This window comes from Romboutsia sp. 1001713B170207_170306_H8, assembly GCF_015550495.1.
Taxonomy (GTDB): domain Bacteria; phylum Bacillota; class Clostridia; order Peptostreptococcales; family Peptostreptococcaceae; genus Romboutsia_E.
The window spans coordinates 86032-109998 of sequence record NZ_JADNAX010000006.1; the positions used below are offsets into that span (position 1 = coordinate 86032).

Annotated in this window: 21 protein-coding genes; 3 read left to right on the forward strand and 18 right to left on the reverse strand. The window is 28.3% G+C overall.

Translation table 11 applies throughout. The features are described 5' to 3' along the window. Window positions 1-200: 200 nt before the first annotated feature. From I2A66_RS12365 to I2A66_RS12410, 10 genes are all read right to left on the reverse strand, one after another. Window positions 201-4289, reverse strand: a complete 4089-nt coding sequence (locus tag I2A66_RS12365) for a bifunctional 2',3'-cyclic-nucleotide 2'-phosphodiesterase/3'-nucleotidase (protein ID WP_195251756.1) — start codon at window positions 4287-4289, stop codon at window positions 201-203. A 301-nt stretch (window positions 4290-4590) separates the two neighbouring features. Beyond that, on the reverse strand, window positions 4591-6237 hold the full coding sequence (locus tag I2A66_RS12370; RefSeq protein WP_147516006.1) for a peptide ABC transporter substrate-binding protein: 1647 nt from the start codon (window positions 6235-6237) through the stop codon (window positions 4591-4593). Between the two features lie 66 nt (window positions 6238-6303). Next, window positions 6304-7275: an ABC transporter ATP-binding protein gene (locus tag I2A66_RS12375; RefSeq protein WP_147516005.1), complete on the reverse strand. Its 972-nt coding sequence runs from the start codon at window positions 7273-7275 to the stop codon at window positions 6304-6306. Window position 7276: 1 nt separating this feature from the next. Next, window positions 7277-8290: an ABC transporter ATP-binding protein gene (locus I2A66_RS12380; protein WP_122640351.1), complete on the reverse strand. Its 1014-nt coding sequence runs from the start codon at window positions 8288-8290 to the stop codon at window positions 7277-7279. Between the two features lie 13 nt (window positions 8291-8303). Next, on the reverse strand, window positions 8304-9314 hold the full coding sequence (locus tag I2A66_RS12385; protein ID WP_122640352.1) for an ABC transporter permease: 1011 nt from the start codon (window positions 9312-9314) through the stop codon (window positions 8304-8306). A 14-nt stretch (window positions 9315-9328) separates the two neighbouring features. Further along, a complete protein-coding gene (locus I2A66_RS12390; RefSeq protein ID WP_122640353.1) occupies window positions 9329-10255 on the reverse strand; it encodes an ABC transporter permease in 927 nt (308 codons plus the stop codon). Between the two features lie 348 nt (window positions 10256-10603). Next, a complete protein-coding gene (locus I2A66_RS12395; protein ID WP_195251760.1) occupies window positions 10604-11875 on the reverse strand; it encodes a lactate racemase domain-containing protein in 1272 nt (423 codons plus the stop codon). Then, complete coding sequence (locus tag I2A66_RS17260; protein ID WP_122640354.1) at window positions 11875-12240, reverse strand: DUF1667 domain-containing protein; 366 nt, start codon at window positions 12238-12240, stop codon at window positions 11875-11877. Before I2A66_RS17260 ends, I2A66_RS12395 begins: the two co-directional genes overlap by 1 nt. Then, window positions 12237-13472, reverse strand: coding sequence for an NAD(P)/FAD-dependent oxidoreductase (locus I2A66_RS12405; RefSeq protein WP_330615475.1), 1236 nt, complete (start codon window positions 13470-13472; stop codon window positions 12237-12239). Before I2A66_RS12405 ends, I2A66_RS17260 begins: the two co-directional genes overlap by 4 nt. Further along, window positions 13472-14929 carry an NAD(P)/FAD-dependent oxidoreductase gene (locus tag I2A66_RS12410; RefSeq protein ID WP_147516004.1) on the reverse strand — a complete coding sequence of 486 codons (1458 nt, stop codon included), beginning with the start codon at window positions 14927-14929 and terminating at the stop codon, window positions 13472-13474. The genes I2A66_RS12405 and I2A66_RS12410 overlap by 1 nt, the downstream gene beginning before the upstream one ends. A 122-nt stretch (window positions 14930-15051) precedes the next feature. On the opposite strand from I2A66_RS12410, the gene I2A66_RS12415 reads away from it, so the two are divergent. Next, on the forward strand, window positions 15052-15663 hold the full coding sequence (locus I2A66_RS12415; RefSeq protein WP_122640356.1) for an NUDIX hydrolase: 612 nt from the start codon (window positions 15052-15054) through the stop codon (window positions 15661-15663). Between the two features lie 26 nt (window positions 15664-15689). Here the strand turns inward: I2A66_RS12415 and I2A66_RS12420 are convergent, their stop codons facing one another. The 3 genes from I2A66_RS12420 to I2A66_RS12430 form a co-directional block, all read right to left on the reverse strand. After that, complete coding sequence (locus tag I2A66_RS12420; protein ID WP_147516003.1) at window positions 15690-16466, reverse strand: glycosyltransferase; 777 nt, start codon at window positions 16464-16466, stop codon at window positions 15690-15692. 151 nt (window positions 16467-16617) lie between these two features. Further along, window positions 16618-18048: a tRNA (N6-isopentenyl adenosine(37)-C2)-methylthiotransferase MiaB gene (miaB, locus tag I2A66_RS12425; protein WP_195251762.1), complete on the reverse strand. Its 1431-nt coding sequence runs from the start codon at window positions 18046-18048 to the stop codon at window positions 16618-16620. Window positions 18049-18127: 79 nt separating this feature from the next. Beyond that, window positions 18128-18358 carry a hypothetical protein gene (locus I2A66_RS12430; protein ID WP_195251764.1) on the reverse strand — a complete coding sequence of 77 codons (231 nt, stop codon included), beginning with the start codon at window positions 18356-18358 and terminating at the stop codon, window positions 18128-18130. A 158-nt stretch (window positions 18359-18516) separates the two neighbouring features. Here I2A66_RS12430 and I2A66_RS12435 point away from each other — a divergent pair, with 158 nt between their 5' ends. Further along, entirely contained in the window at window positions 18517-18897 is a 381-nt protein-coding gene (locus I2A66_RS12435; RefSeq protein WP_195251765.1) for a helix-turn-helix domain-containing protein, read from the forward strand. A gap of 229 nt (window positions 18898-19126) precedes the next feature. On the opposite strand, the gene I2A66_RS12440 is transcribed toward I2A66_RS12435, so the two are convergent. The 5 genes from I2A66_RS12440 to I2A66_RS12460 form a co-directional block, all read right to left on the reverse strand. Next, window positions 19127-21427, reverse strand: a complete 2301-nt coding sequence (locus tag I2A66_RS12440) for a hypothetical protein (RefSeq protein ID WP_195251767.1) — start codon at window positions 21425-21427, stop codon at window positions 19127-19129. A gap of 14 nt (window positions 21428-21441) precedes the next feature. Further along, the gene (locus I2A66_RS12445; RefSeq protein WP_195251768.1) at window positions 21442-21636 is read right to left on the reverse strand and encodes a hypothetical protein; all 195 of its coding nucleotides are present in this window, start codon (window positions 21634-21636) and stop codon (window positions 21442-21444) included. 12 nt (window positions 21637-21648) lie between these two features. Further along, window positions 21649-22077, reverse strand: coding sequence for a hypothetical protein (locus tag I2A66_RS12450; protein WP_195251770.1), 429 nt, complete (start codon window positions 22075-22077; stop codon window positions 21649-21651). A 345-nt stretch (window positions 22078-22422) separates the two neighbouring features. Further along, entirely contained in the window at window positions 22423-22587 is a 165-nt protein-coding gene (locus I2A66_RS12455; protein WP_195251772.1) for a hypothetical protein, read from the reverse strand. A gap of 97 nt (window positions 22588-22684) precedes the next feature. After that, window positions 22685-23239 carry a helix-turn-helix domain-containing protein gene (locus tag I2A66_RS12460; protein ID WP_195251774.1) on the reverse strand — a complete coding sequence of 185 codons (555 nt, stop codon included), beginning with the start codon at window positions 23237-23239 and terminating at the stop codon, window positions 22685-22687. A 180-nt stretch (window positions 23240-23419) separates the two neighbouring features. Here I2A66_RS12460 and I2A66_RS12465 point away from each other — a divergent pair, with 180 nt between their 5' ends. Continuing rightward, window positions 23420-23581: a CopG family ribbon-helix-helix protein gene (locus tag I2A66_RS12465; protein WP_195251775.1), complete on the forward strand. Its 162-nt coding sequence runs from the start codon at window positions 23420-23422 to the stop codon at window positions 23579-23581. Window positions 23582-23967: the final 386 nt, after the last annotated feature.

Consider the following 23967-nt stretch of genomic DNA (forward strand, 5'->3'; position numbering starts at 1 on the left):
TTTTTATTTTTTTATTATTTATTCATAATATTATTAAACCTACTAGGTATATATATATTTTTTTTTATAAATAGATCTTTACTTATAACTTCATATAAATAGCATTACTATACTTATTTTCACGATAAAATTATAAAAATAGACATAGAGATTAGTATATACTATTCTCTATGTCTATTTAATTATATTTTAATTTTATTTTATTTTTTTCTTCTATTATTTGTAAGTATACCAGCTACAGCCGTAACCCCCATACCAATGTACCCTAATATGCTTATATCTCCTGTTTGAGGATTTGATGGTTTGTTTCCATTTTGGTTTCCGTTACTACTTCCACCATTCCCGTTATTATTATTGTTATCTCCATTTTGGTTTCCGCTATTACTTCCACCATTTCCTGGCTTACCAGCTTCAACTTCATCTATTACAGCATTTACCATAGCTTTTACGTCTTCAATTGACATATCTTTTACTTCTAATATAGCTATAAGTTCTTTATTTTTTATTTTTGAATTATATACTTTAATTAGGGACTTTCCGTTTTCTTGTACAGATTCTACTGTATATCCGTTTTTAACAGTCTCTAATAATATATCTTTTAAGTACTCACTTTCAACTTCAACTTTTATAGCATTACCAATCATTGTACCCGCTAAAATTCTACCCTGCTTAGTATAATTAACAGTACCTAAAGTTTTTATAAAGTTAACTAATGATTCTTCTAATGAAGAGTATTCATTTAATGTAGGAACATCACCAAAGCATGGATAGTCATCTCCACCAGCTGCCATAAAATCATTTGTTGCTACTGTATAGGTTTTGTTCATATCTAAATCTTTACCATTTATAGTTAAAGATATTATTCTATCTCCTACCTTTTTACTTGGATCAACTACAAATTTTATACCTGCTACATGCGGGAATCCACCTAAAGATTCACCGTAACTTCTAACACCAAATTCAAGGATTTGTTTTATTTGAGCTCCTGTAAGCTGTTTTGTAACTATATAGTTTCCAAAAGGTAAAACACTTACTATATCACCTTTAGTAATATCTCCAGCTTTTATACTAGCACGGATTCCTCCTCCATTAGTTATAGCTATATCTGCTCCAGTTTCACTTACCATAGCATCTGTTATTAAGTTTCCTAAGTTTGTTTCACCAAATCTTACGCTATTTCTATCTCCATCTAAGTCTATAGTAGTTTTTCCGACTACTTCAGATAATACGTCTCCTTGTTTAGCATCTATTTCAGCTATTTTAGCCTTAACATTGGCATCAGGAGTTACTTTTAAAGCTTCTTCCTTAGTTATAAGACTTGCAGTAGCATCTAATACTTCATTATTTTCATCTAATTCTAACTCTACTTTGCCAAGATTTGATAAATACTCTCCTGTACTTACTAATAAAGTATCATTTACTTTATCTCCATTTTTAAATGTTGTATGGCTATGACCATCTACGTATACATCTATGCCATCAACTGCATTTATAACATCGTATGCTGTAGGATTGCTACTTTCATCAGTCCCAACATGTGATAGAGCTACTATTACATCTGCGCCTTGTTTTTCTAATTCAGCAACTTGTTCTTTTGCTGCATCAATCGGACTAGTAAATTCTATTCCTTTAACATTGTTAGGATTAGTTTTATAAGCTGTTTCTTGTGTAGCTATACCAAAGAATCCAACCTTTACAGTTTTTCCGTTGACTTCCATCTCCTTTATATTATTAGATTCAAACACAGATTGACCATCTTTCTTTACATTAGAAGCTAATAATCTAAGTTTATTTTCCCCATTTTTTAATGATACACTATTTTTAAATAACTCCATTAATCTTGAATATCCGTAGTTAAAATCATGGTTACCAGGAACAATATATTCATATCCAGCTGCATTTAATAAATCTACTGCATCTTGACCTTTACTTAATGTTACAAATGGTAAACCATGTATAGTATCTCCTGCATCAACTAGTATTGAATTTTCAGTATTATTTTTTATAGCTGCAACGGTATCTATACCTATTACACTACTGTCTGCCTTTAATCTACCATGAGTATCATTAGTATGGAGTATTGTTATTTTATTTGTATCTTCTTTTTCTTGTGTAGCTGATAAATCGTAGTAGTATTTATATAATTGCTCTCCTGCTACTTCTTTATTTGTAGATATTGCAGGATAATTTGCTAAGTAATTCACTCCATTTTCGTGAGAAGTAAAGTATACTTTTGTATCTGTATCTATAGTTTTAAACTTCCAGTTATTATCTACTGAAGGTTCTAATTTTCCAGCATCTTCTATATATTTCTTTAATACATCTCTACTTTCATCTGTTGTAGTGTATACTGGTACTTGTCTACCATTCCATGGGAAACTATCTCCCCCAGCTCTATAGTTATTAGTAGCTATTAAGAACTCTTGTTCTAAATCTATAGGTTTACCATTGTAAGTTAAATTATATATTCTTGAAGAATTTTCATTTATTACATTTCCTTTTTTATCATACTTAGGCTCTTGAGTTACATCTATTTCATATTCTACACCATCTATTACATCAAAGTTGAATGTAGGAAAATCTCTATTTATTAAATCTTGCTCCTTGGTAGAATTAGGGTCTATTGTGTTAAACATGTTAGCACAAAACTCTAACCATTCTTTCACATCTGCCCCAGTTAATTTTATAACTGCCATTGTATTATCGTATTTATATAAATTAGATAAATCTCTTATAGCAAGTCCTCCTGCTTTTATATCCACATAGTTTCCTGCGCTGCTTCCAGCTTTAAATGGCGCTGCTGCTGATAATATTGGAAGATCAGAATACTTAACTAGACTTGGGTCATTATCTTCTATTAATTTTTCAACATAAGCTTTTTGAGCATCAGATACTATTTGTATTGATGGATCATCTGCTACTAACGTGAAAAAACTATTTAAATCTTTTGTAACTTCTCCTGATTTTTCATTTACATATGCATCTGTTGCTTCATGATATTCTTTAACAACAGCTTCTGTTGCTTCATCATTTTCTTTTCCTTTTGTACTTATATTATTTATTTTAGTTTCTGAATCATTTATTGCATATGTAACATCATCGCCATCTTCTATTACATCTATTTTAAGATCTACTACACCAACTTCTTTAGCATTGTTTAATGGTTGAACATATTGAGTTATATCTCCATTAGATTTTTTTACATTATATTTAGCACTTCTATGTACATGTCCACCAACAACTACATCTACATCATCTATCATTGATATAGCATACCCTGCATTTTCTGCACCTTTCACATCTGTAGTTTCATCACCATATCCTGTATGAGCAAGTACTACAACTATATCTGCACCCTTATCTTTCATTTCCTTTGTGTAAGTTTTTACAGCTTCATCCATTTCATCTACTGTAACTTCACCATTTAATATAACTTTATCCCAATTTAATATTTGAGTTGGCACAACTCCTGTTACACCTATCTTTAATTCTCTTTCTACTCCATTAGAATCTACTACTTTTTCTGTTACTATTTTATATGGATCAAATACTAATTCTTTAGTCTTTGCATCTCTAAGGTTTGCACAAACCATTCCCATACTAGTGTTCGCCTTTGTTATTTGCTTTATGAAATCCATACCATAGTTAACCTCATGATTTCCTATAGTTGTCATATCATAACCTAAAGATTCTAAAGCTTCGTACACAGGATATTTTTGCCCTGGTTTTACTGGTTGCTTTATTGCATATAAGTTTGCTAATGGTGTTCCTTGTATTGTATCCCCGTTATCTACTAGGAGTACATTATCTACATTTGCATTTTTTGATTTATTAGCTTTTGCTTTTTCTTCCTTTATAACTGTTGCAGCTTTAACTAAACCCGAATTATTTGTTGTTGAACCTGTATAATAATCATAATTCATTAAGTTGGCATGTAAATCACTCGTGGCCATTACTTTAAAATCTATAGTTGTCTTACTTTCTTTTTCATTATTATCACTATTATCACTAACTTGATCATCTACTGAATCTTCAGTAGGTGTTGTACCTTCTTCTATTTCATTATTTACTTCTGAATCTTCTTTTAATTCTTCAGATTCTTCTTCAACTGCGTCTTGAGAATCACTTAAAGAATCCTCGTCACCATTTTCTGTATTTAATACAGTTTCTAGTTCTACCAATTCTGTAGCATTTAATTCTCCAAGAGCCAAAACTGGTTGTATATTTTGACCTAATAATGCTGCTGCCATAGCTATTGCTGCTATACGTTTCCCATTTCTTTTTATCATTTGTAATCTCCCTCATTATTAATAATTAATTTGCAAACTTTTTTGATTTTATAGAATTAAATAATTCGTATTTTAGTTAAATGCATTATAACACATTTCTACAAATATAGTATACTATTTTTCTACATTTTTTTACTTTTTTACTCTATTTTTTACTTTTTATGTTCTATTTTTTTTTAATCATATGTATATTTTATAATTTTTCATTAGTTAGAAATATAATTAATGTATACTAATAAATAAAAAAAGATGATTTGTGTATCACAAATCATCTTTTTTATTTGAATTTATTATTTTTTTATTATTCAGATATAGAAGTATACATGAAATATTTATATCCAAGTGGAGATGTATAGAATCCTTCTAACTTATCTGATACTAACATTAAGTCAGTATAATAATAAAGTGGTATTATTGGAGACTCTTCACCTAGTATCTTTTCTGCTTCGTGCATTTTTTCATATCTTTCATTATTATCTGTTGAAGCTTTTACCTCATTTATTAACTTATCATAGTCTGCATTAGACCATTGAGCATCATTATTACCACCATCAGTTACCCACATATCTAAAAATGATATTGGGTCATTATAGTCAGCTAACCAACCATGACGTGCTACTTGATAATCGCCATCTTTTCTTGTTTGTATAAATACGTTCCAGTCTTGAGAAGATATAGTAACATTTATACCCAATTCCTCTTTCCACATACTTTGAACAGCTTCCATTATTGGTTCATGACCTGGGTTACACATTAACTCAATACTTGGAAGACCTTCTCCATTTTCATATCCTGCTTCTTTAAGAAGCTCTTTTGCTTTTTTAACATTTTCTTCATAGTCTTTTTCATCTGCACTGTACCAAGCTTCTGCATTATCATGGAACTCAGTTTCTCCATCTGCATCAGTTAAACCTGTTGGTACAAAAGTATCTGCAGGTATTTGTCCACCTTGAGCAACTTTTTCAACTAAATATTTTCTATCTATCGCAAGAGAAAGAGCTTGTCTAACCTTATCATTATCTAAACCTTCTTTTTCAACATTTACACATAAGAAATACGTTCCTAATTGGCTTTTTATTTCAAGTCCATTGTCTTTCATAGATTCAATTTCATCACTTGGTAAATCATCACCAAATAATATTTCACCATTTTTAAATGCTGATAGTATAGTATTTTGATCTTCCATAAGTTCAAAATTTATTTTATCTGGTCCTAAATTTTCTAAATCATAATAATTCTCATTCTTTGCATAAACCATTTTAGCTTGGTGATCCCATGATTCTAATACGTAAGGTCCATTACCTATATAAGTTTCTGGATCAGTAGACCATGTATCAGGATTAGCTTCTATTATATCTTGTCTAACAGGATATGTTGCTGGAAATGCACATATTTCTAAGAAATATGCAGTAGGTGTTGCAAGTGTTATTTCTACTGTTTTTTCATCAACTGCTTTTATCCCCAATTCACTTACTTCTTTTTCTCCAGCCATTATTTCATTTGCATTTTCTACCATATCTATCATATAGTTATAATCTGATGCCGTGTCTGGATCTACTAATCTTTGCCATGAATATACAAAATCGCTAGCTTTTACAGCTTCTCCATCTGACCACTTTGCATCATCACGAAGTGTAAATGTATATACTTTTCCATCTTCACTTACTTCATATTTTGCCGCTTGACCTTCAACTATTTTATTTTCAGAGTTTAACTTCATTAATCCTTCAAAAGCATGATTTATTAAAGTCGAACCATCTGATGCTGTATTTTTTTGAGGATCTATTGTTTCAGGCTCTGGACCAACATTTACGTTAAGTTCGAATCCATCTGAAGAACCTCCTGCTGAGTCTGTACCTGAACTACTACATCCAGATAATACTGTTGATAGTGCTAAAGTCGACACTAATAGTGCTGCTACTTTTTTCTTTAGCTTTGATATTTTCATACTATATTCCTCCCCCTATTTATTATCTATATAATACCTTTGGTAATATATACTACTTTATATATTTTATAAGTTATGGCATGCTACAAAATGACCTTCACCATATTCTTTTAATGTAGGTGCTGCACTTTCACATTTACTTGTAGCATGTGGACATCTAGTTCTAAAAGTACATCCACTTGGTGGATTTAGCGGACTAGGGATATCTCCTTCTAATACTATACGTTTTCTAGATCTACTACTTTTAGGATCAGCTATAGGAATAGCTGAAAGCAATGTTTGTGTATAAGGATGCATTGGTTTTTTATACAATTCTTCACTTGTTGTTAATTCAACTAAATGTCCTAAATACATAACTCCTATCCTATTACTAATATGCTTAACTACAGATAGATCATGAGCTATAAATAAATATGTAAATCCCCTTTGAGCTTGTAAATCTTCTAGCATATTTACAACTTGTGCTTGAATAGAAACATCTAATGCAGAAATAGGTTCATCACATACAATAAATTCTGGATCTACTGCTAAAGCCCTTGCTATACCGATTCTTTGTCTTTGTCCCCCTGAAAATTCATGTGCAAAACGATTAGCATGTTCTTTGTTTAAACCAACAGTTTCAAGTAAGTTATATATTTTTTCTTGTCTTTCCCCTTTATTTTTATATAATTTATGTATATCTAATGGTTCCCCAATTATATCCCCTACTGTCATCCTTGGATCTAAAGAAGCATATGGATCTTGGAAAATTATTTGCATCTTTCTTCTATATGAATGCATATCTACTTTTGTTATATCTTTGCCATCATATATAATCTTACCTTCACTAGGCTCATGTAGTCTTAAAATCGTTCTTCCTAAAGTAGTTTTTCCACAACCACTTTCTCCAACTAAACCTAATGTTTCACCTTTTTTTATATGTAAACTTACATCATCAACTGCTTTTACATAATTTGTTTTTAAGAATCCCTCTTTAACAGGGAAGTATTTTTTTAATCCAACTATCTCAATTAAATTGTCATTTTTATTATCACTCATATTATAAAGCTACTCCTTCCCTTTCGAATTCTTCTTTTACTAATAACCAACAGCTAGCGTGATGATTTTCATCTATTGAGTATGCCGGTGGTACTTTATCCATACATATGCTCATACAAGAATCACATCTTGGAGCAAATGCACATCCTTTAGGTGGATTTATTAAATCTACTGGATTTCCTTCAATAGGAATTAATCTTTCGTGCTCATCTATATTTATCTTTGGTATTGATTTTAAAAGACCTAAAGTATACGGATGCTTAGGATTGTAAAATATATCGTCTATACTTCCTCTTTCGATAATGTTTCCAGCATACATAACAGCAACCTTATCACATATTTCAGATATAACACCTAAATCATGTGTTATAAATATAATGGACATATTAATTTTTTCTTTTAATTCTTTTAATAACTCTATTATTTGAGCTTGTATTGTAACATCAAGTGCTGTTGTTGGCTCATCTGCTATTAATAGTTTTGGATTACATGCAAGAGCCATAGCAATCATAACACGCTGTCTCATTCCACCAGAAAATTCATGAGGATATTGTTTCAATCTTTTTTCAGGTTGATTAATACCAACTAATTCAAATAACTCAATTATTCTTTTTTCTCTTTGTTTTTTATCTAAATTAGTATGCTTTTTTAAACTTTCATCAATTTGACTTCCAACAGTAAAAACTGGATTTAAAGATGTCATAGGATCTTGGAATATCATCCCAACTTCTTTGCCTCTTAATTTAAGTAACTCTGCTTCAGATAAACTTGTTATTTCTTTATCTTCAAAGTTTATACTTCCACCTAATACTTTACCTGGTTCTGGGATAATTCCCATTAAAGCATATGATGATACAGATTTACCACTACCAGATTCTCCAACTATCCCCATAGCTTCTCCATATTTTAAGTCATAAGATACCTTACGAACTGCCTTAACTTCTCCTGCGTGAGTAAAGAAAGACACTTCTAAGTTATCAACATTTAATAATAAATCATTTTTAGTTATTTCCATGAAATTGTCCTCCTTATTTCTTTAATCTTGGATCAAGAGCATCTCTTAAACCATCACCAAATAAGTTAAAAGCAAGTATAATTATACTTATTGCTACTGCTGGAAACATTAATCTATAAGGATATGATGATATTCCAGATAATGCATCTGATGCCAATGAACCTAAACTTGCTAGCGGCTTACTTACACCTATACCTAAGAAACTTAAGAATGCTTCTGTAAATATTGCTGAAGGTATTTGTAACATAGTTGTTACTACTAACTGACCAACACAGTTTGGAAGTAAATGTTTAAATATTAATCTTTTATTATTAGCTCCTAATGCACGTGCTGCACTTATATACTCCATCTCTTTTAATTGTAGAACTTGACCACGAACTATTCTTGCCATACCAACCCAATATAAAAGACCATAAACTATAAACATAGCTATAATACCAGGTCCTAAAGTTTGAAGAGCTCCAAATGCATTTCCTGAGTCAAATGCTTTAGTTAAAGGTTCATGAAGTACTATTCTAAGAAGTATAATAACTAACATATCTGGTAATGAATAAATAATTTCAACAATTCTCATCATTACTGAATCTATCTTACCACCTGCAAGTCCAGATATGGCTCCATATATAGAACCTATAACCAATACTATAAAAGCTGATCCTATCCCTATTAATAAAGATATTCTTGCTCCTACCATAGTTCTTACTAATAAATCTCTACCTAGTTTATCTGTGCCAAATGGATGAGCTAAACAAGGTGTTAAATTTTCAGCACCTCTTATTTGTTGGTCATATGTATAAGGACTTAAATACGGTCCTATAAATGCAAAACCTATAATTAGAATAATTACTATTAGAGATACCATAGCAATTTTATTTTCCTTTAACCTTCTCCATGCATCCTTCCAATAACTTGTATTTTCACCCATAGTTACTAAACTTTGTTGTGCTTCCTTAGTAACTGGTTTAAAATCTTCTGCACATAAATCAACTTCACAACTAAATTTTGAACTATTTTCTAATATCATAAAAGCTCCACCTCCTATTCATCTAACTTAATTCTTGGATCTACTAGTTTATATAAAATATCACAAAGTAAATTCATTAATATTATAAATGATGCTAAGAAAACCGTAGTTCCCATTATAAGGTTATAGTCTCTTGCGTCTATAGCTTTTATGAAGTATCTACCAAGTCCTGGTATGTTAAATACCTTCTCTACAACAAATCCACCAGTTAGTGTAAATGCAACTAATGGACCCAAATATGTTATAACAGGTATAAGTGAATTTTTTAAAGCATGTTTGAATGTAACTACAAACTCGGACAAACCTTTCGCTCTAGCTGTTCTTATATAATCTTGACCAAGAGAGTCAAGCATACTAGATCTCATAAGTCTTGTTATATAACACATCGGATAAAATCCTAAAGTAAATACTGGTAATATGTAACTAGATGGTTTACTCAAACCATATGTAGGTAGCAAATTTAATTCAATTGCAAATATTAGCATAGACGCTGTTGCTATTACAAAGGATGGTACTGCAATCCCTAATGTTGATACAACACGGATTACACTATCTTCCCATTTTCCTCTTTTTAAAGCAGATAAACATCCTAATGGTATTCCTAGTATTAGTGCAAATCCAATTGCCATTGCACCTATTTTAGCTGATATAGGGAAAGATTCTTTGATAATTTTTACGACTGGAACATTTTTTTGAAGTTTATAACTTACGCCTAAATCTCCTTTTAGTAATTGTTGTAAATATATTTTATACTGTACTAATACAGGCTTATCAAGTCCATATTTTTCATTTAAGGCTTGTTGCGCAATTTCATTTGTTTTTTCTGAAGCAAATGGACTTCCTGGTACTAATTTCATTAAAAAGAATGTAATTGTAGCCGCTATAAATATAGTAAATATAGCCATTAAAATACGTTTTAGAATATATTTAGCTGTATCCATATATTAATATCCCCCTTTTATTTAATTTTTTACTCTAATATTTCCCCCTATTATTAATACTATAGATAATATCATTATAATTTTCTGACTTTTTTGAATTGTGATATTTTTTTGAAGTTATTTACATTTTAGTTTACATTTATTTAAAAGTCAACAATTGATTTTTTTTTATTTTATTTAAGTTTTAACGAATATTAACTACTTTTATATTAATTTAATTAAGTTATATACATAAAATATATAATATCCAAATAATAAACTTAGTTTTACTTTACTTATAAAAGTAAAATATTTTTTCATAATTTTTTATAAAATGCAATTTTTATAGAAAAAATAGTTATTATATCTTTATAACATACAATTTCCATCTTTATCAAATTCAATATTTATTAAATTACTTGTTATTTTAACCTTATTTTTATTTGAAATAGATTTAAATGCAGCTTCACTCATAAATACTTCATTTAGATTCTTCGTATTTTCTATAATTACCATTTTTATTTCGCTTATATCTAATTTTCCACAAAGTTTAATACAAGCTTGAAATACTTCTTTATCTGAATTTAAAACCATAGGAACTTTTACACTATTTGGTTCTGTAGAAGTTATAGCGTTTAGATATGTATATTGAAAGTCTATTTTGTTATATAGTTTTTTAGATATAAAATCAGCAAGTCCCATGCCATTAGCGTTCCCATCTGATTTTTCACTTATATCTAATAAACCTAATTTTATAATTTTGGGTCCTCCACTAGCTGCATTTGTATGAAATCTACCAACAATATTAGTATCCATACCTGTACCACTTATGTCTTTACCAATCTCTTTTACTATTAATACATCAATTTCATCTAGATAAATTTTAGCCATAATATGTTTAGATTTTTCTAATATCTTAGGTTCTTTTTCTAATATTTCATACTTATTTAATACAAATATATCAGATACTTGGTTGTATCCATTTTCTATTGTTGCCACTGCTCCTATTATATTTAATTTATCAATACATACTTTTCCAACAGATATTATATTTTCTGCCATATTTTCATATCTAAGTCTATGAGTCATATCTGCGCCCTTTCTTTTAGCTAGGCCTATAGCTAACATTTTAATAAGTCCACTTTCATATTTTCCCCTAAAAGAAGTATGCATTTTAATTCTATTTAGTAAAATAATTCCATCTGAATAATAAGCATTTTTATCTATATATACAGGAAGATTTTTTTCTGTCTTTCCAATTTCAATTACATCCATAGAGGATAGTATTTTAGCTCCAATATATTCTTCTGTTATTCCAAGGTCATTTAACACTTTAACTTGACCCATACCAGTTGCACCTCCATGGCTACCCATGGAAGGTACTAAAAAAGGTTCACCACCACACTCTTTCACAAAGTCTACGGTTACTTTCATAATTTCTTTATATTTACTTATTCCTCTACTTCCAGCTGTAATTGCTATCTTACGCCCTTTTTTTATATTACTTTTTATATTTTTTTCTAAAAATTGCTTATATAATTCTTTTTCTATATGATCTACCTTTTTATCATTAAACTCCTGCTTTATTTTCATAACTTTAGGTATTTCTATATCTTTCAATATATCACTTATAGTAGTCATCAAATCTTCCTTTCTATATTTTTAGTAATAATAATATTACTACCTGTATCTAACACATTATATATAACTATATCACCTATATTAACAGGAGCTCTTAAGGTTATATTTTTTATTAATTCCATGACATCAAATATCATTTCTTTTGGAATAGGTTTGCTTAATCTAACGCTAACTAATGGTAGGTTTCCATCTTCAATTTTTATTGAACTTGATATATTTCTTTTTGGTGTAAATACTTCTTGATATACATATTCTTTACCTTTTTTACACTTACTTCCTTTTATGTTTTCTATTTTGTTATTACATATATCTACCTCTATATCACATCCATTTGGGCATATTATGCAAGTATATATTTTTTTCACTTTAAAATCACCTTCAAATCACCCTTATATTTTAAATCTTCTTTATTCACACTTAGTTGTATCATTTTAGCAGGAAGAGCTTTTTTTATTTGTTTAGATTTTATAATATTTTCATTTTGTAAAATTTCTATAGTACAATTATCATATGGTTTTTTAACTCTCATAGATAAAATAAAGCTCTCTTTTCCGCTTATTTTTTGAGGTATTGTATAAGCAATATTTTCATTAGTATTAATATTTATATTACATTTTTCTAGTTTATTATCCTCTAAATATTTAGTTAAATTATATGCTAATCTTTCTCCTTCTAAAGATACAAAGTCTACTAAATCATGTACATGTAGTACATTACCGCATGCAAATATTCCCTCTATATTAGTTTGGTAACTTTCATCAATTATAGCACCTTTGGTTCTATTGTCTAAATTTACACCTGCTTTTAAAGATAATTCATTTTCTGGTATAAGACCGACAGATAAAACTAATGTATCGCACTCATAATATTCATCTGTATTAGGAATAATTCTCATATTTTCATCTACTTTACTTACAGTTACACCCTTTAATCTAGATTTACCATGAATATTGGTTATTGTATAATTTAAATATAGAGGTATATTGAAATCATTTAAACATTGCTCAATATTTCTAGATAATCCATTTGCATATGATTGAATTTCAAATACACCTTCAACTTTTGCACCTTCTAAGGTAAATCTTCGAGCCATTATTAGTCCAATATCTCCAGAACCTAGTATTATAATTTTTCTACCAACCATTGTATTTTGTAAATTTATATATCTTTGAGCCACACCAGCATTATATATTCCTGAAGGTCTACTACCAGGTATGCTTATTGCACCTCTAGACCTTTCTCTACATCCCATAGCTAAAACAATAGCTTTTCCTTTATAAATTTTTAAACCTTCTTTTGAGGCTACTATTACTCTTTTGTCCGACGTTACATCTATTACAGTTGAATTCGTTATATATTCTATATCTTTATTTATAATTTCATCTATAAATCTTTGAGCATACTCTGGTCCGCTTAAAGTTTCTTTAAATCTTTCTAAACCAAATCCATCATGAATACATTGTTTTAATATTCCGCCTAAATTTTCTTCTCTTTCTATAATTATAGAATTGTGTATTCCATATTCTTTTAACTTACATGCTACAGCTAATCCAGCAGGTCCTCCACCAATTATTATCACATCTTTATTTATAATCACTATTTTCTCACCTTCCCTATAAACATCTGTGATCCTTTTTTTGAATATAAAATATCTTCTTCTTTTTTATTTTTTATTTCTTTTATTAATTCAACTATTCTACCTTCACAGTATCCTCCTTGACAACGCCCCATCATAGCACGAGTTCTATATTTTATACCTGTAACTATATCTACTCCTAGTATATTATTAATAGCTTCTACTATCTCAGCTTTTGTTATATTCTCACATCTACATATAACTTCTCCATAGTCAGGATTTTCTTTTATTAGTTTTTCTTTTAATTCTATCGATTTATCTGAAAATGATATGATACCTTTTCTCTTTGGATTAAAATTAAGATTTGCTTCTAAGTGTATATCTTCTTTTAATAATTCAGCTACATATTTTGCTATTGGAATTGCACTTGTTAGACCTGGTGACTCTATACCTACTAAATTTATAGTATTTGGATATTTCTTATCTTTTTTTATAATAAAATCTTTATACCCACCTATATCCTTACCTACTAATTTAGGTCTAATTCCTGCAAAGTTTCTTATAAAATATTCTTTTTTTATATGTGGAAATATTCGCATTCCATCTTCTATTAACATATCCATTACATTTTTAGTAACACTATAATCATCTTTGCTTTTTATATATTCAGAACTAGGACCTATGAACACATTTCCATCTATTGAAGGTGTTAAATGGATTCCAAGTCCTCCTTCTTTTTCATTTGGAATAGGGTATGCTGGCAGTCTAAGTAAGCTTCCAATTTTTTTATCTAATATAAAGTATTCACCCCTACATGGCTTAATTGTATATTCATTTATTCCTAGCATTTTACAAACTTTATCAGAATTTAATCCAGCTGCATTTATTATCCACTTTGTTTTATATCTATTTTTATTCGTTCTTATTTCATATATTTCATTTTTCCTCTTAATATCTACTACCTCATTATCAAAATAAAAACTTGCACCGTTTGAACATGCATTTTCAGCTAATGCTACCGTATATGTAAATGGATTTAAAATACCTGTAGATGGTGAATACATTGCAAAGTTTCCATTTATATTAGGCTCTATTTCTTTAATTTGTTTTTTATTAATAATTTCTAATCCAACTACTCCATTTTGTTCTCCTTGTAATTTAAGATTTAAAAGTTTTTCTCTATCTTCTAAGGTAAAACCTACAACTAGTTTTCCAGTTCTTTTAAATGGTATATCCAATTCTTTAGATACTTTCTCGAAGCTTTTATTACCTTCTACACAAAACTTTGCCATCAATGTACCTGGTTTATTATTAAATCCTGCATGCAATACTCCAGAATTTCTTCCACTAGTCTCACAGCATACATCTAACTCTTTTTCTAAAACGCCTATTCTAAGTTTATATCTAGATAACTCTCTTGCTATAGCACTTCCAATAACTCCAGCACCTATAACAATTACATCATATAAATTCTCCATAATACTCCTCCCTACTTTAAATAATAATAATATGTATTATTTTTCAATTTAGTCTAAGTATAATATATAATAGATATATATTTTTAATTACTTTTTTAGAATTTTTAGATAAGGAGATTATTATGATAGAAAATATAAAAAATAAATTAGAAAATTATAAGCCTTATATAAATGGATTTAAATATATGAAAAGAGCATCTGTTTTACTTCCTATAGTAAAAAAAGATAACTCTTATTATATATTATTTGAAGTTAGATCTAAAAATTTAAAAACTCAACCAAATGAAGTATCTTTTCCTGGAGGAAAAATTGAATCTTACGAAAATCCTATGGATGCAGCTATTAGGGAAACTTGTGAGGAACTGGGTACTAATCCTAATAATATTCAAATTATTTCTCAACTTGATTTATTAGTAACACACATGAATATAATTATTCACCCTTATATAGGAATATTAAATGATATCGATAATCTTAATATAAATAGAGATGAAGTAGACCATACATTCTTAGTTCCAATAATTTATTTACTTAATAATGATCCAACTTATTATAAAAATAAAATTAAAGTTACACCAGATGATAATTTTCCATACGATATAATTCCAAATAAAGAAAATTATAAATTTCAAGAAAGTAATTATACTGTTATATTTTATAAATATGAAAATTATGTAATATGGGGGATGACTGCTAGAATATTGGAGAATTTTTTAAAAATAATTAAAGAATAAATAAGAGCCTCAAATTTATGAGGCTTTTATAATATATTTCTATATGGATTTATTTCTTTTTCTTTTGCATAAGCTATTTCTTTACCAAATATAGCTCTTAGCTTTATCTCTTCTTCATTATTTCCAGGTGAACTGGATATTCCTCCATATCTATGACATACAAGTACCTTATCTATAAAATGTATATTACAACCTTGTCTACTAAGCGATAGATATCTAGGATAATCTTCTAACAATGTATAATCTTCATCATAATATCCATATTTATTTATAAGCTCTCTTTGATAAGAAAATCCAGGTCCAACTAAAAAATTCCCATTACATAATAATTTAAATAAATTCAGTGGAGGATTATTAACATAATCCATAGTACACCTATCCGGATAATATTCTCCTGATTTTGTCATATCTATATTGCACCATTCTAAAAAACCAGTTATAGCTAACGCATTTGTTTTATTAAAACAATTAACAACTGAAGTGATTACCGTATTATCATGTAATTTATCATCGCATGCTAGATTCATCATATATTTACCACTAGATATACTTATTGCTTTATTTAAATTTTTTATTATGCCTAAGTTTTTCTCATTTCTATTTATGGTTACTTTGCTTATATTAATTCTTTTATTATCGTTTATATATTTGTTTATTAAATTTATATTAAAATCTTTTGAGCTATCATCAGTTATTAGTAGTTCTATATTTGAATAATCCTGCTCTAAAACAGAATCTACACACTCTTTTAAGTATTGTAAGTTATTGTATGCATATATTATTACTGTAAATAACTCATTCATATTTAATCTCCTTCAAATTTTAATTACAAAGTAGTATACTATATTTTATTAAAAAATACTTTTTTTGTTCTTTATCTATATAAATTTTTCAAATAAAAATAAGCTATAATAAAATTAATATCATAGCTTATCTTTTCATTTAAATATTAAATTATATTTCTCTTCCTATTAAAGAGAATCCTGTTACATCTACGATTTCAACGTTTATTAACTTTCCTACTAAATCTTCACTAGTAGCATCAAAGTTAACAAGTTTATTTTGTCTAGTTCTTCCCATAAATCTATTATCATCAGTTTTACTTTTACCTTCAACTAAAACTTCAACTACTTTACCTTTATAGCTTTGATTTATCTCTGCCACTATTTCATTGACCTTATTTAATACTCTATTAAATCTTTCATGTTTAATGTCTTCAGGTATTTGATTTTCCATTTCTGCAGCTGGAGTACCTTTTCTTTTAGAATATATAAATGTAAATGCAGAATCGTATCTTACTTTTTCTACTACATCTATTGTATCTAATAAGTCTTCTTCTGTCTCACCTGGGAATCCTATCATTAAATCAGTAGAAAATGCTATACCTGGAACTTCTTTTTTAGCTTTTTCTATTATATCTAAGTATTGCTCTTTAGTATAATGTCTGTTCATCTTTTTAAGTAATGAACTACTTCCACATTGTACTGGTAAATGTAAGAATTCACATACTTTATTACAATCTCTCATTGCATATATAACTTCATCAGATATATCTTTAGGGTGAGAAGTCATAAATCTTATTCTTTCTAATCCTTCTATTTCATTTACTATTCTTAGTAACTCTGCAAATGTCATAGGGTTTTCTAATGTTTTACCATAAGAGTCAACATTTTGTCCTAATAATGTAATTTCTTTTGTACCATTTTCAACTAATTCTTTTATCTCATTTATTATATCTTCTGGTGTTCTACTTCTTTCTCTTCCTCTAGTGTAAGGAACTATGCAGTAAGTACAGAAATTATTACATCCATACATTATATTAACAAATGCTTTTAACTCAAATTTTCTATTACTTTTAAGACCCTCTACAACTTCTCCATCAACATCCCATACATCAACTAATATTTTTTCAGATTCCATTGACTTAGTTAATAATTCTGGGAATTTATATAAGTTGTGCGTTCCAAACACTAGATCTACATGTTTATATTTAGATTTTATTTCTTTAACAACATGAGGCTGTTGCATCATACATCCACATACAGCTATTTTTAAATCAGGATTCTTTCTTTTAGCTAACTTTAAGTGACCTAAATTCCCGAATACTTTTAGTTCAGCATTTTCTCTTACTGCACATGTATTATATATTATTAAGTCACATTCATCTACCATCATACCTTGCTCATAACCCATACTATCTAACATAGCACATAATTTTTCTGAATCATGTTCATTCATTTGACATCCAAAGGTTTGAGTAAGCACCTTTGGTTTGCACCCATGTATTGCTTGATATCTCGAAGTATATTCTCTCATGCCTTCTATAAATCTCTCTTGTTCTTCTATAGCTTCCACTGGAACAGTGACTTGTTTTCTTTTGCTCATTAATTAGTCCTCCTTGAATTTCCATTTACATAAAATAAATTATATCAAATCAAATAAAAAAATAAAAGACCTACTATAATTAGTAAGTCTTTTTCATGACAGCTGCTTGAAAAGCATCTAGATGTTCTTTATCCTCAAGTAACTCATATATTAAATATTTAGTTTTTTCATCCATTCTATCGTTAGAATTTAAATATTCAAATAAAACACTTTTAGATTTTTTTAAATGATCATTTAACGTTAAAAATAAAGTATCAATTTCTTCCCTCTTTACATTTCTATAGATTTCATACGTTTCTTTAAAACTCATTGTCATCCCCCTTTTATAGATATTTATCGTATCTATTTAATATAATATTATATTGTAATTATCTAAGTCAATTATTTCCGATAATTTTCCAGTTTTTATTGTGCTATAATTTAATATATTAACCAATAATTTTCCAATTTATGGATAGGGGACTAATTATGAATATAGGAGAAAAAATTAAATTACTTAGGAAAGAAAGAGGACTTACGCAAAAGCAACTAGCAGATGCTATACATAAAAGTGAAATAACTGTACGAAAGTATGAAGCGAACGATATATCTATAACTTTCGATGTTTTGCAAGATATTTTAGAAGTATTAGACTCAAATATATTAATTGAAACAAAGGATTATGAGAATAATCTTTTAAGGCAATATATGGATTCTTTAAATCTAGATGTTACAGATGAGCAGTATTATGAAATGGAACTGTTTATAGAGAATTATATACTATTTAAGTGTGATTCTTATTATGATGATATTTTAAAAAAAAGTAAAAGAATAAATAACATAAAAAAGAACAAAAAGCTACTCGAATAATGAGTAGCTTTTCATTTATATAAAAATAAAATTTTATAGGAGGACATGCAACTTTTTACTACTAGCTATCATACGCTATAACATGCGTAGCGAATATGTAAGCGTTAAGCGACGCTAGTCGTAGTGTCATATGAAGTAAGCGGTTATGTTAGCTTTAGCGAATTAGGCCAACTTCATGCCTTTTTAATACAAAAGCTACAACCATTGGAAACACTAAAAACCACCAAACCTAATTTATAGGTGGTGGTAATTTAGTAATAAATGAAGCGTAATTTTTACTCGTTTTAATTAATGCAAGTGCATGGTATCTTTCAAGATTCAATAAGTCATCTTCTTCGTAACCAAATTGTATTAAGTTAGATTTTAAATCCTGATAAGCTTTTACATCAGCTCCTTGTATTAACAAATATGATGTTCCTGAAGCCTTTAATGCTTCTTTGCATTGTTGCGTTAGTTGATTAAGATAATGTAATGCAACAATTGATACTAAATCAAATTTACGTGCTTCTACAAATATATCTTGATACAATAATTGACAGTTATGGCACTTGTAAAATTCATCAAAGAATAAAAATGTTTTAGGTTGCGTTGTAGTTGCTAATATCTGTTTACTAAGCCATATTCGGCTTAAAAAGTATGTTGCTAAGATGTTACGAATCATTTTACTAGGGAATTTTGATTCGGGTATTTTAATTAATATAACTTTATTTTGACTTAATAAATCAACAAAATTTAAGTTATTCTCGCTAGACTTCATAAAAGCCAACTTAGTGTGTGATGAAGTTTTAAGGTGTATAGATCTATCAATAATACCTTCAACCTTAGAATCGTTATTAGATATTTTACCACTCTTCTCTTCTTTATCAAGTTCTTGAAGGGTATACACTTCATCTTCTAATAATGCCCTCAATGACTTTGATAAAGAATCAATAAATGATTTTCGTTTATCTGGTATTGTGAGACAGTTTATTACATCTTTTAAACTTGCATTATATTTTGTAGTAAATACAACTGTACCTGCTGCGTATAAATATTTGAGCATCTTTGGACTTAGTTTGGATGTGTCATCATTAATGGAGTCTAGTAATACTGCGATTTGTTGTGTATGAAGTGTTGCATTTGTTATCTTTTCATAATCAGACATACTATCATTTATCTGTATTTCATTATATGCAAAACTCTGTATCTGATTAGGATTACTACAATCAATCTCTATTAGTTTATCTTTAGGAGTTATTGATTTAATAGACTCAGATAATTCACAATTATTAATTATATCTATGTTAACAAGACCGTGACCAGCTTGAATAATATCACTAGCATTGTTAGTCATAAAAGTAGTTTTACCAGCTCCCATACAACCAAGATACGCCATGCCCAAACGTGATAACTGGCTATCATTAGACTTGTACGCATTGGTATTTGTTTCTTTAACCTTTACATTGCCAAGCCTAAAGAACCCTGTTTGTAGCTCTTTGGGAACTGGATTTTCTAATACTTTTAAGTGTTCAATATCTTTAAAATGTTGCAATAATTCACGACCTGGCATTTGTAAAAAGTTGCTACATTCTTGAGTGCTAGTATCATTGAGTTTGCATGGGTATTGATAGTCTAATATATCGAAGTCTTTTTTTACTTCATCATAAATAAGTGCATTATCTTCATCTATTATTGAAAAACTTTCACATGTAGCTCTTGCATTAACTTCTTGATTTTGAGTATTGCTTGATTCAGATAATACCATAATTTGACTTCTGCATAATACAGAGTTTTCTTTCTTATAAGTTGCCTTAGATAATTCTTTATTTTGAATAAGAGTTATGTTATTTTGAATAGGTGCTTTTAAATCATTCTGAGTCCCTTCTATTAGTCCGTCTATAGTATTTACTAAAAATCCAAATGCTACTTTGATGATGTACCAAATATTCTTTTTATTTTTATCAAGTGGCTTATTCTTTCTATATTTCTCCAGAATCTCTTTATGATAATCTTTGAATGAATTAAGAATAGTTGGAGAAGAAGGGACAAAGTTATAGATTATCCCTATCTTATCATTATTTTCAGATTCTAATATATCTATTATGTTAAGTGTGCTGGATAGTAAATCGTTATTACGTTTATCAACTGCCAATGACAGTGCATCAGCCTTCTTATACGATAAACTATACTTGGTAGCATCTTTTGAGAATTGAGGTAATTCATTAACTTCTTTTATTTCAACATTTCTCCATGTATCAGAAATTTTTTCTTTGAATAACCTTTTATATGGTACTGGTATTATAAAGTAAAATTCCGCCTTACTTTTTTCTAAATAGATATAATAACTAACTTTACATTCAGTTTTAAAGAATATTTTTTGTTGCTCTTTATAAACCCTCTTAGTTAAATCCAAATACATCTTATTGACTAACTGCGCTAATTTATCAGAGCTATTATTCTTGCAACTAGAATGAGGTATTAATTTAAAGAAAACATACTTCGGATTAACTATTTCAAAATAATCACTTATCTTTATAGATTTAACCTTCATAACATAATGACCTCCTATTTAATTACAACGCTGAATATACATTGAAGTATAGTATAGATTATCACTGATATAGTAGTTCCATTTTTAAACTTATCGCTGCCTGCCATGCCTAACAATATACATATCATCGCGGCAAATAAACATATCCAATACATTAAAGATGATGTAGTTATCAAAATTCCATTAAGTTTACTAAATATCCAATCCATAATAAGTACCTCCTAGAATAATCCTTTTATTAAATCAAATAACCAAGGTAAGAAATATAGAACTCCAAATCCTAGACCGTACATTGCCACTATACTTCCAACACTATCTAAATGACCTCTCATACAATGCTTTATTACATCTTTGCTACAAAGTATTATCCCTATCCAGTAACCAACTTTTCTAATTAACTCCAATATTTGCATACCAGCTTTATCTATAGCTGTTGTATCCATCGCAAATGATGTTACCGTACTCAAATCAACTGTTAATGCTATTATTAGCACTAATGCCATATATTTTCTTTTATTTCTTTCTATATGTCCTATTACTGCGTCTAAATAACTTAATTCATCATTTAATAATACCGATTGCTTATTTTCTTGTATTGCTCTAAACTCCTCAAAAGTATAAGTTTTAACTTCATTTATAGTAAATAACATGGATAAAATCCTCCCATTTTAGAAATAATAATCTTATAATAAATTTATCTTTGGAGGTGCGATATGACTTCTGGAATGATTTTCTTTGGTGGATATATAACTTGTTACGCATTAGTTGAAATAGCCGTTAGATTTTTTTAGATTCCGTTGAGGAGTCTTTTTATTTTATATTTTGATTCAACTCTGATTTTTTTTAACTTTCATATCAACGAATTTTTCAAACAAATCCATTTTTGAATTTATTTGAAGGGCTTTAATAATATTTATAGAAATAATTAGAGAATTATATTTTTATAATTCATTGAAGTTTGAGCTCTATGGACTTCCACTCCTGGAGCTCTTTTATTATTTCAATCCTCTTTTTCTCATATCGTCTAATATAAGATTTTTGATATAAGTAGAAATTCCAATTTCTTCTTTAATAACTTCTACTAAAAAATTATATATTTCCAAATCCCTAACTGTTTCTTTAAATGACAGTGCTAATTTTAAAGACTGTTTTCTACTCATAACTTATGACAAATCCCCCTTTCTTCGTTGTTTCTATTTAGTTCTTAATAAATACTATGAAGTTGTATGAAGAAAGTTGCCTGTCTTTTTTTATTTTTTACACAAAACATCGTAAATCAGGTCTTAATTTATAAATAGCACCTAAATAATATGATTCATTACAATTCTTACCTATCATAGACATATCTATCTTTATAAGTTCATCCCAAGTTAATTTAGCAATTATGTTTTTAAAACTTTGCTTTATTTTTCTTCCAACAACACATTCTACAGTTTCAACCTTTTGTCTTAAATCTTCATCTTCTACAGTACTAACTTCTATTTCATCAATTACGATCTCTTCATCTTCAGTTATAACTTGTACTTCTTTTTCACTTAAAACTAAATATTTGTGTATATAATAAATGTTATTTCTACCTGATCTAAAAGGATTTGTTTTTCTAGTTATATATCCTTTTTCTTCTAAAGAATTTAAAACACTACTTAAAGTATCTTTATTTATATTACAAGACTCAACTATTTGTTTTCTAGTTGGAAACGCATATCCTTTTGAAGTATTATAATTTCTTATTAAATATGTAAGTACTCTAAATTCAGTATGTTTTAAACTTTCATCTTCAAATATAGCATTATCTATTTTAGTATAAGACATTTTTAAATACCTCCTAAATATTATAGTGTATTTATACTATAACATAAAAGTCATATGACTTTCAATAGTTTTTATATAACTTTTATATTAATAAAGTTTATAAACATATTGAAATTATGGTAATTTCAATATGTTTATGATATAATTGATATATAAAATCTTATAAGGAGGCATGTAAATATGGCTATAGATAAAACTAAAAATACAACTATGAGTTTAACCGTTCCAATTGAATTAAAAGACAAAATTAAAATTTTGGCAAATGAAGAAAGTAGAAGTGCAAATAGCTTTATTGTAAATGCTGTAAAAGAATATATTAAAAATAACCATAGTGATAATTAGAAGAAGGGAATCGAACCTTCTTTTTTTTTTTTATTAATATAGTAATTGTATTAATAATTAAATAGTTATTATAGTGTCCCTAAGAGTTGGATTATGAATAGTATAAATCTATGGATTATGAATATCCTAAATCTATGGATTATCCCAATTTTAGGCATAAAAAAAAAATAAGGTAGCAAGCCTTAGCCTACTACCTGTGGTTAAATGAATTAAAAAAATTTTAAAGTATAAAAAAGATATTAAATTTATTCCAATAAATAGAATTATTATACAAATGAGGCTTAAAACCGACCTCGTAGAATCGATTCTAAGCCTTTATTTTTCCTTGTATGTATATTGTATCTATTTATATTTTCTACCTTCATTTTTACCGTTATCTAAATAAT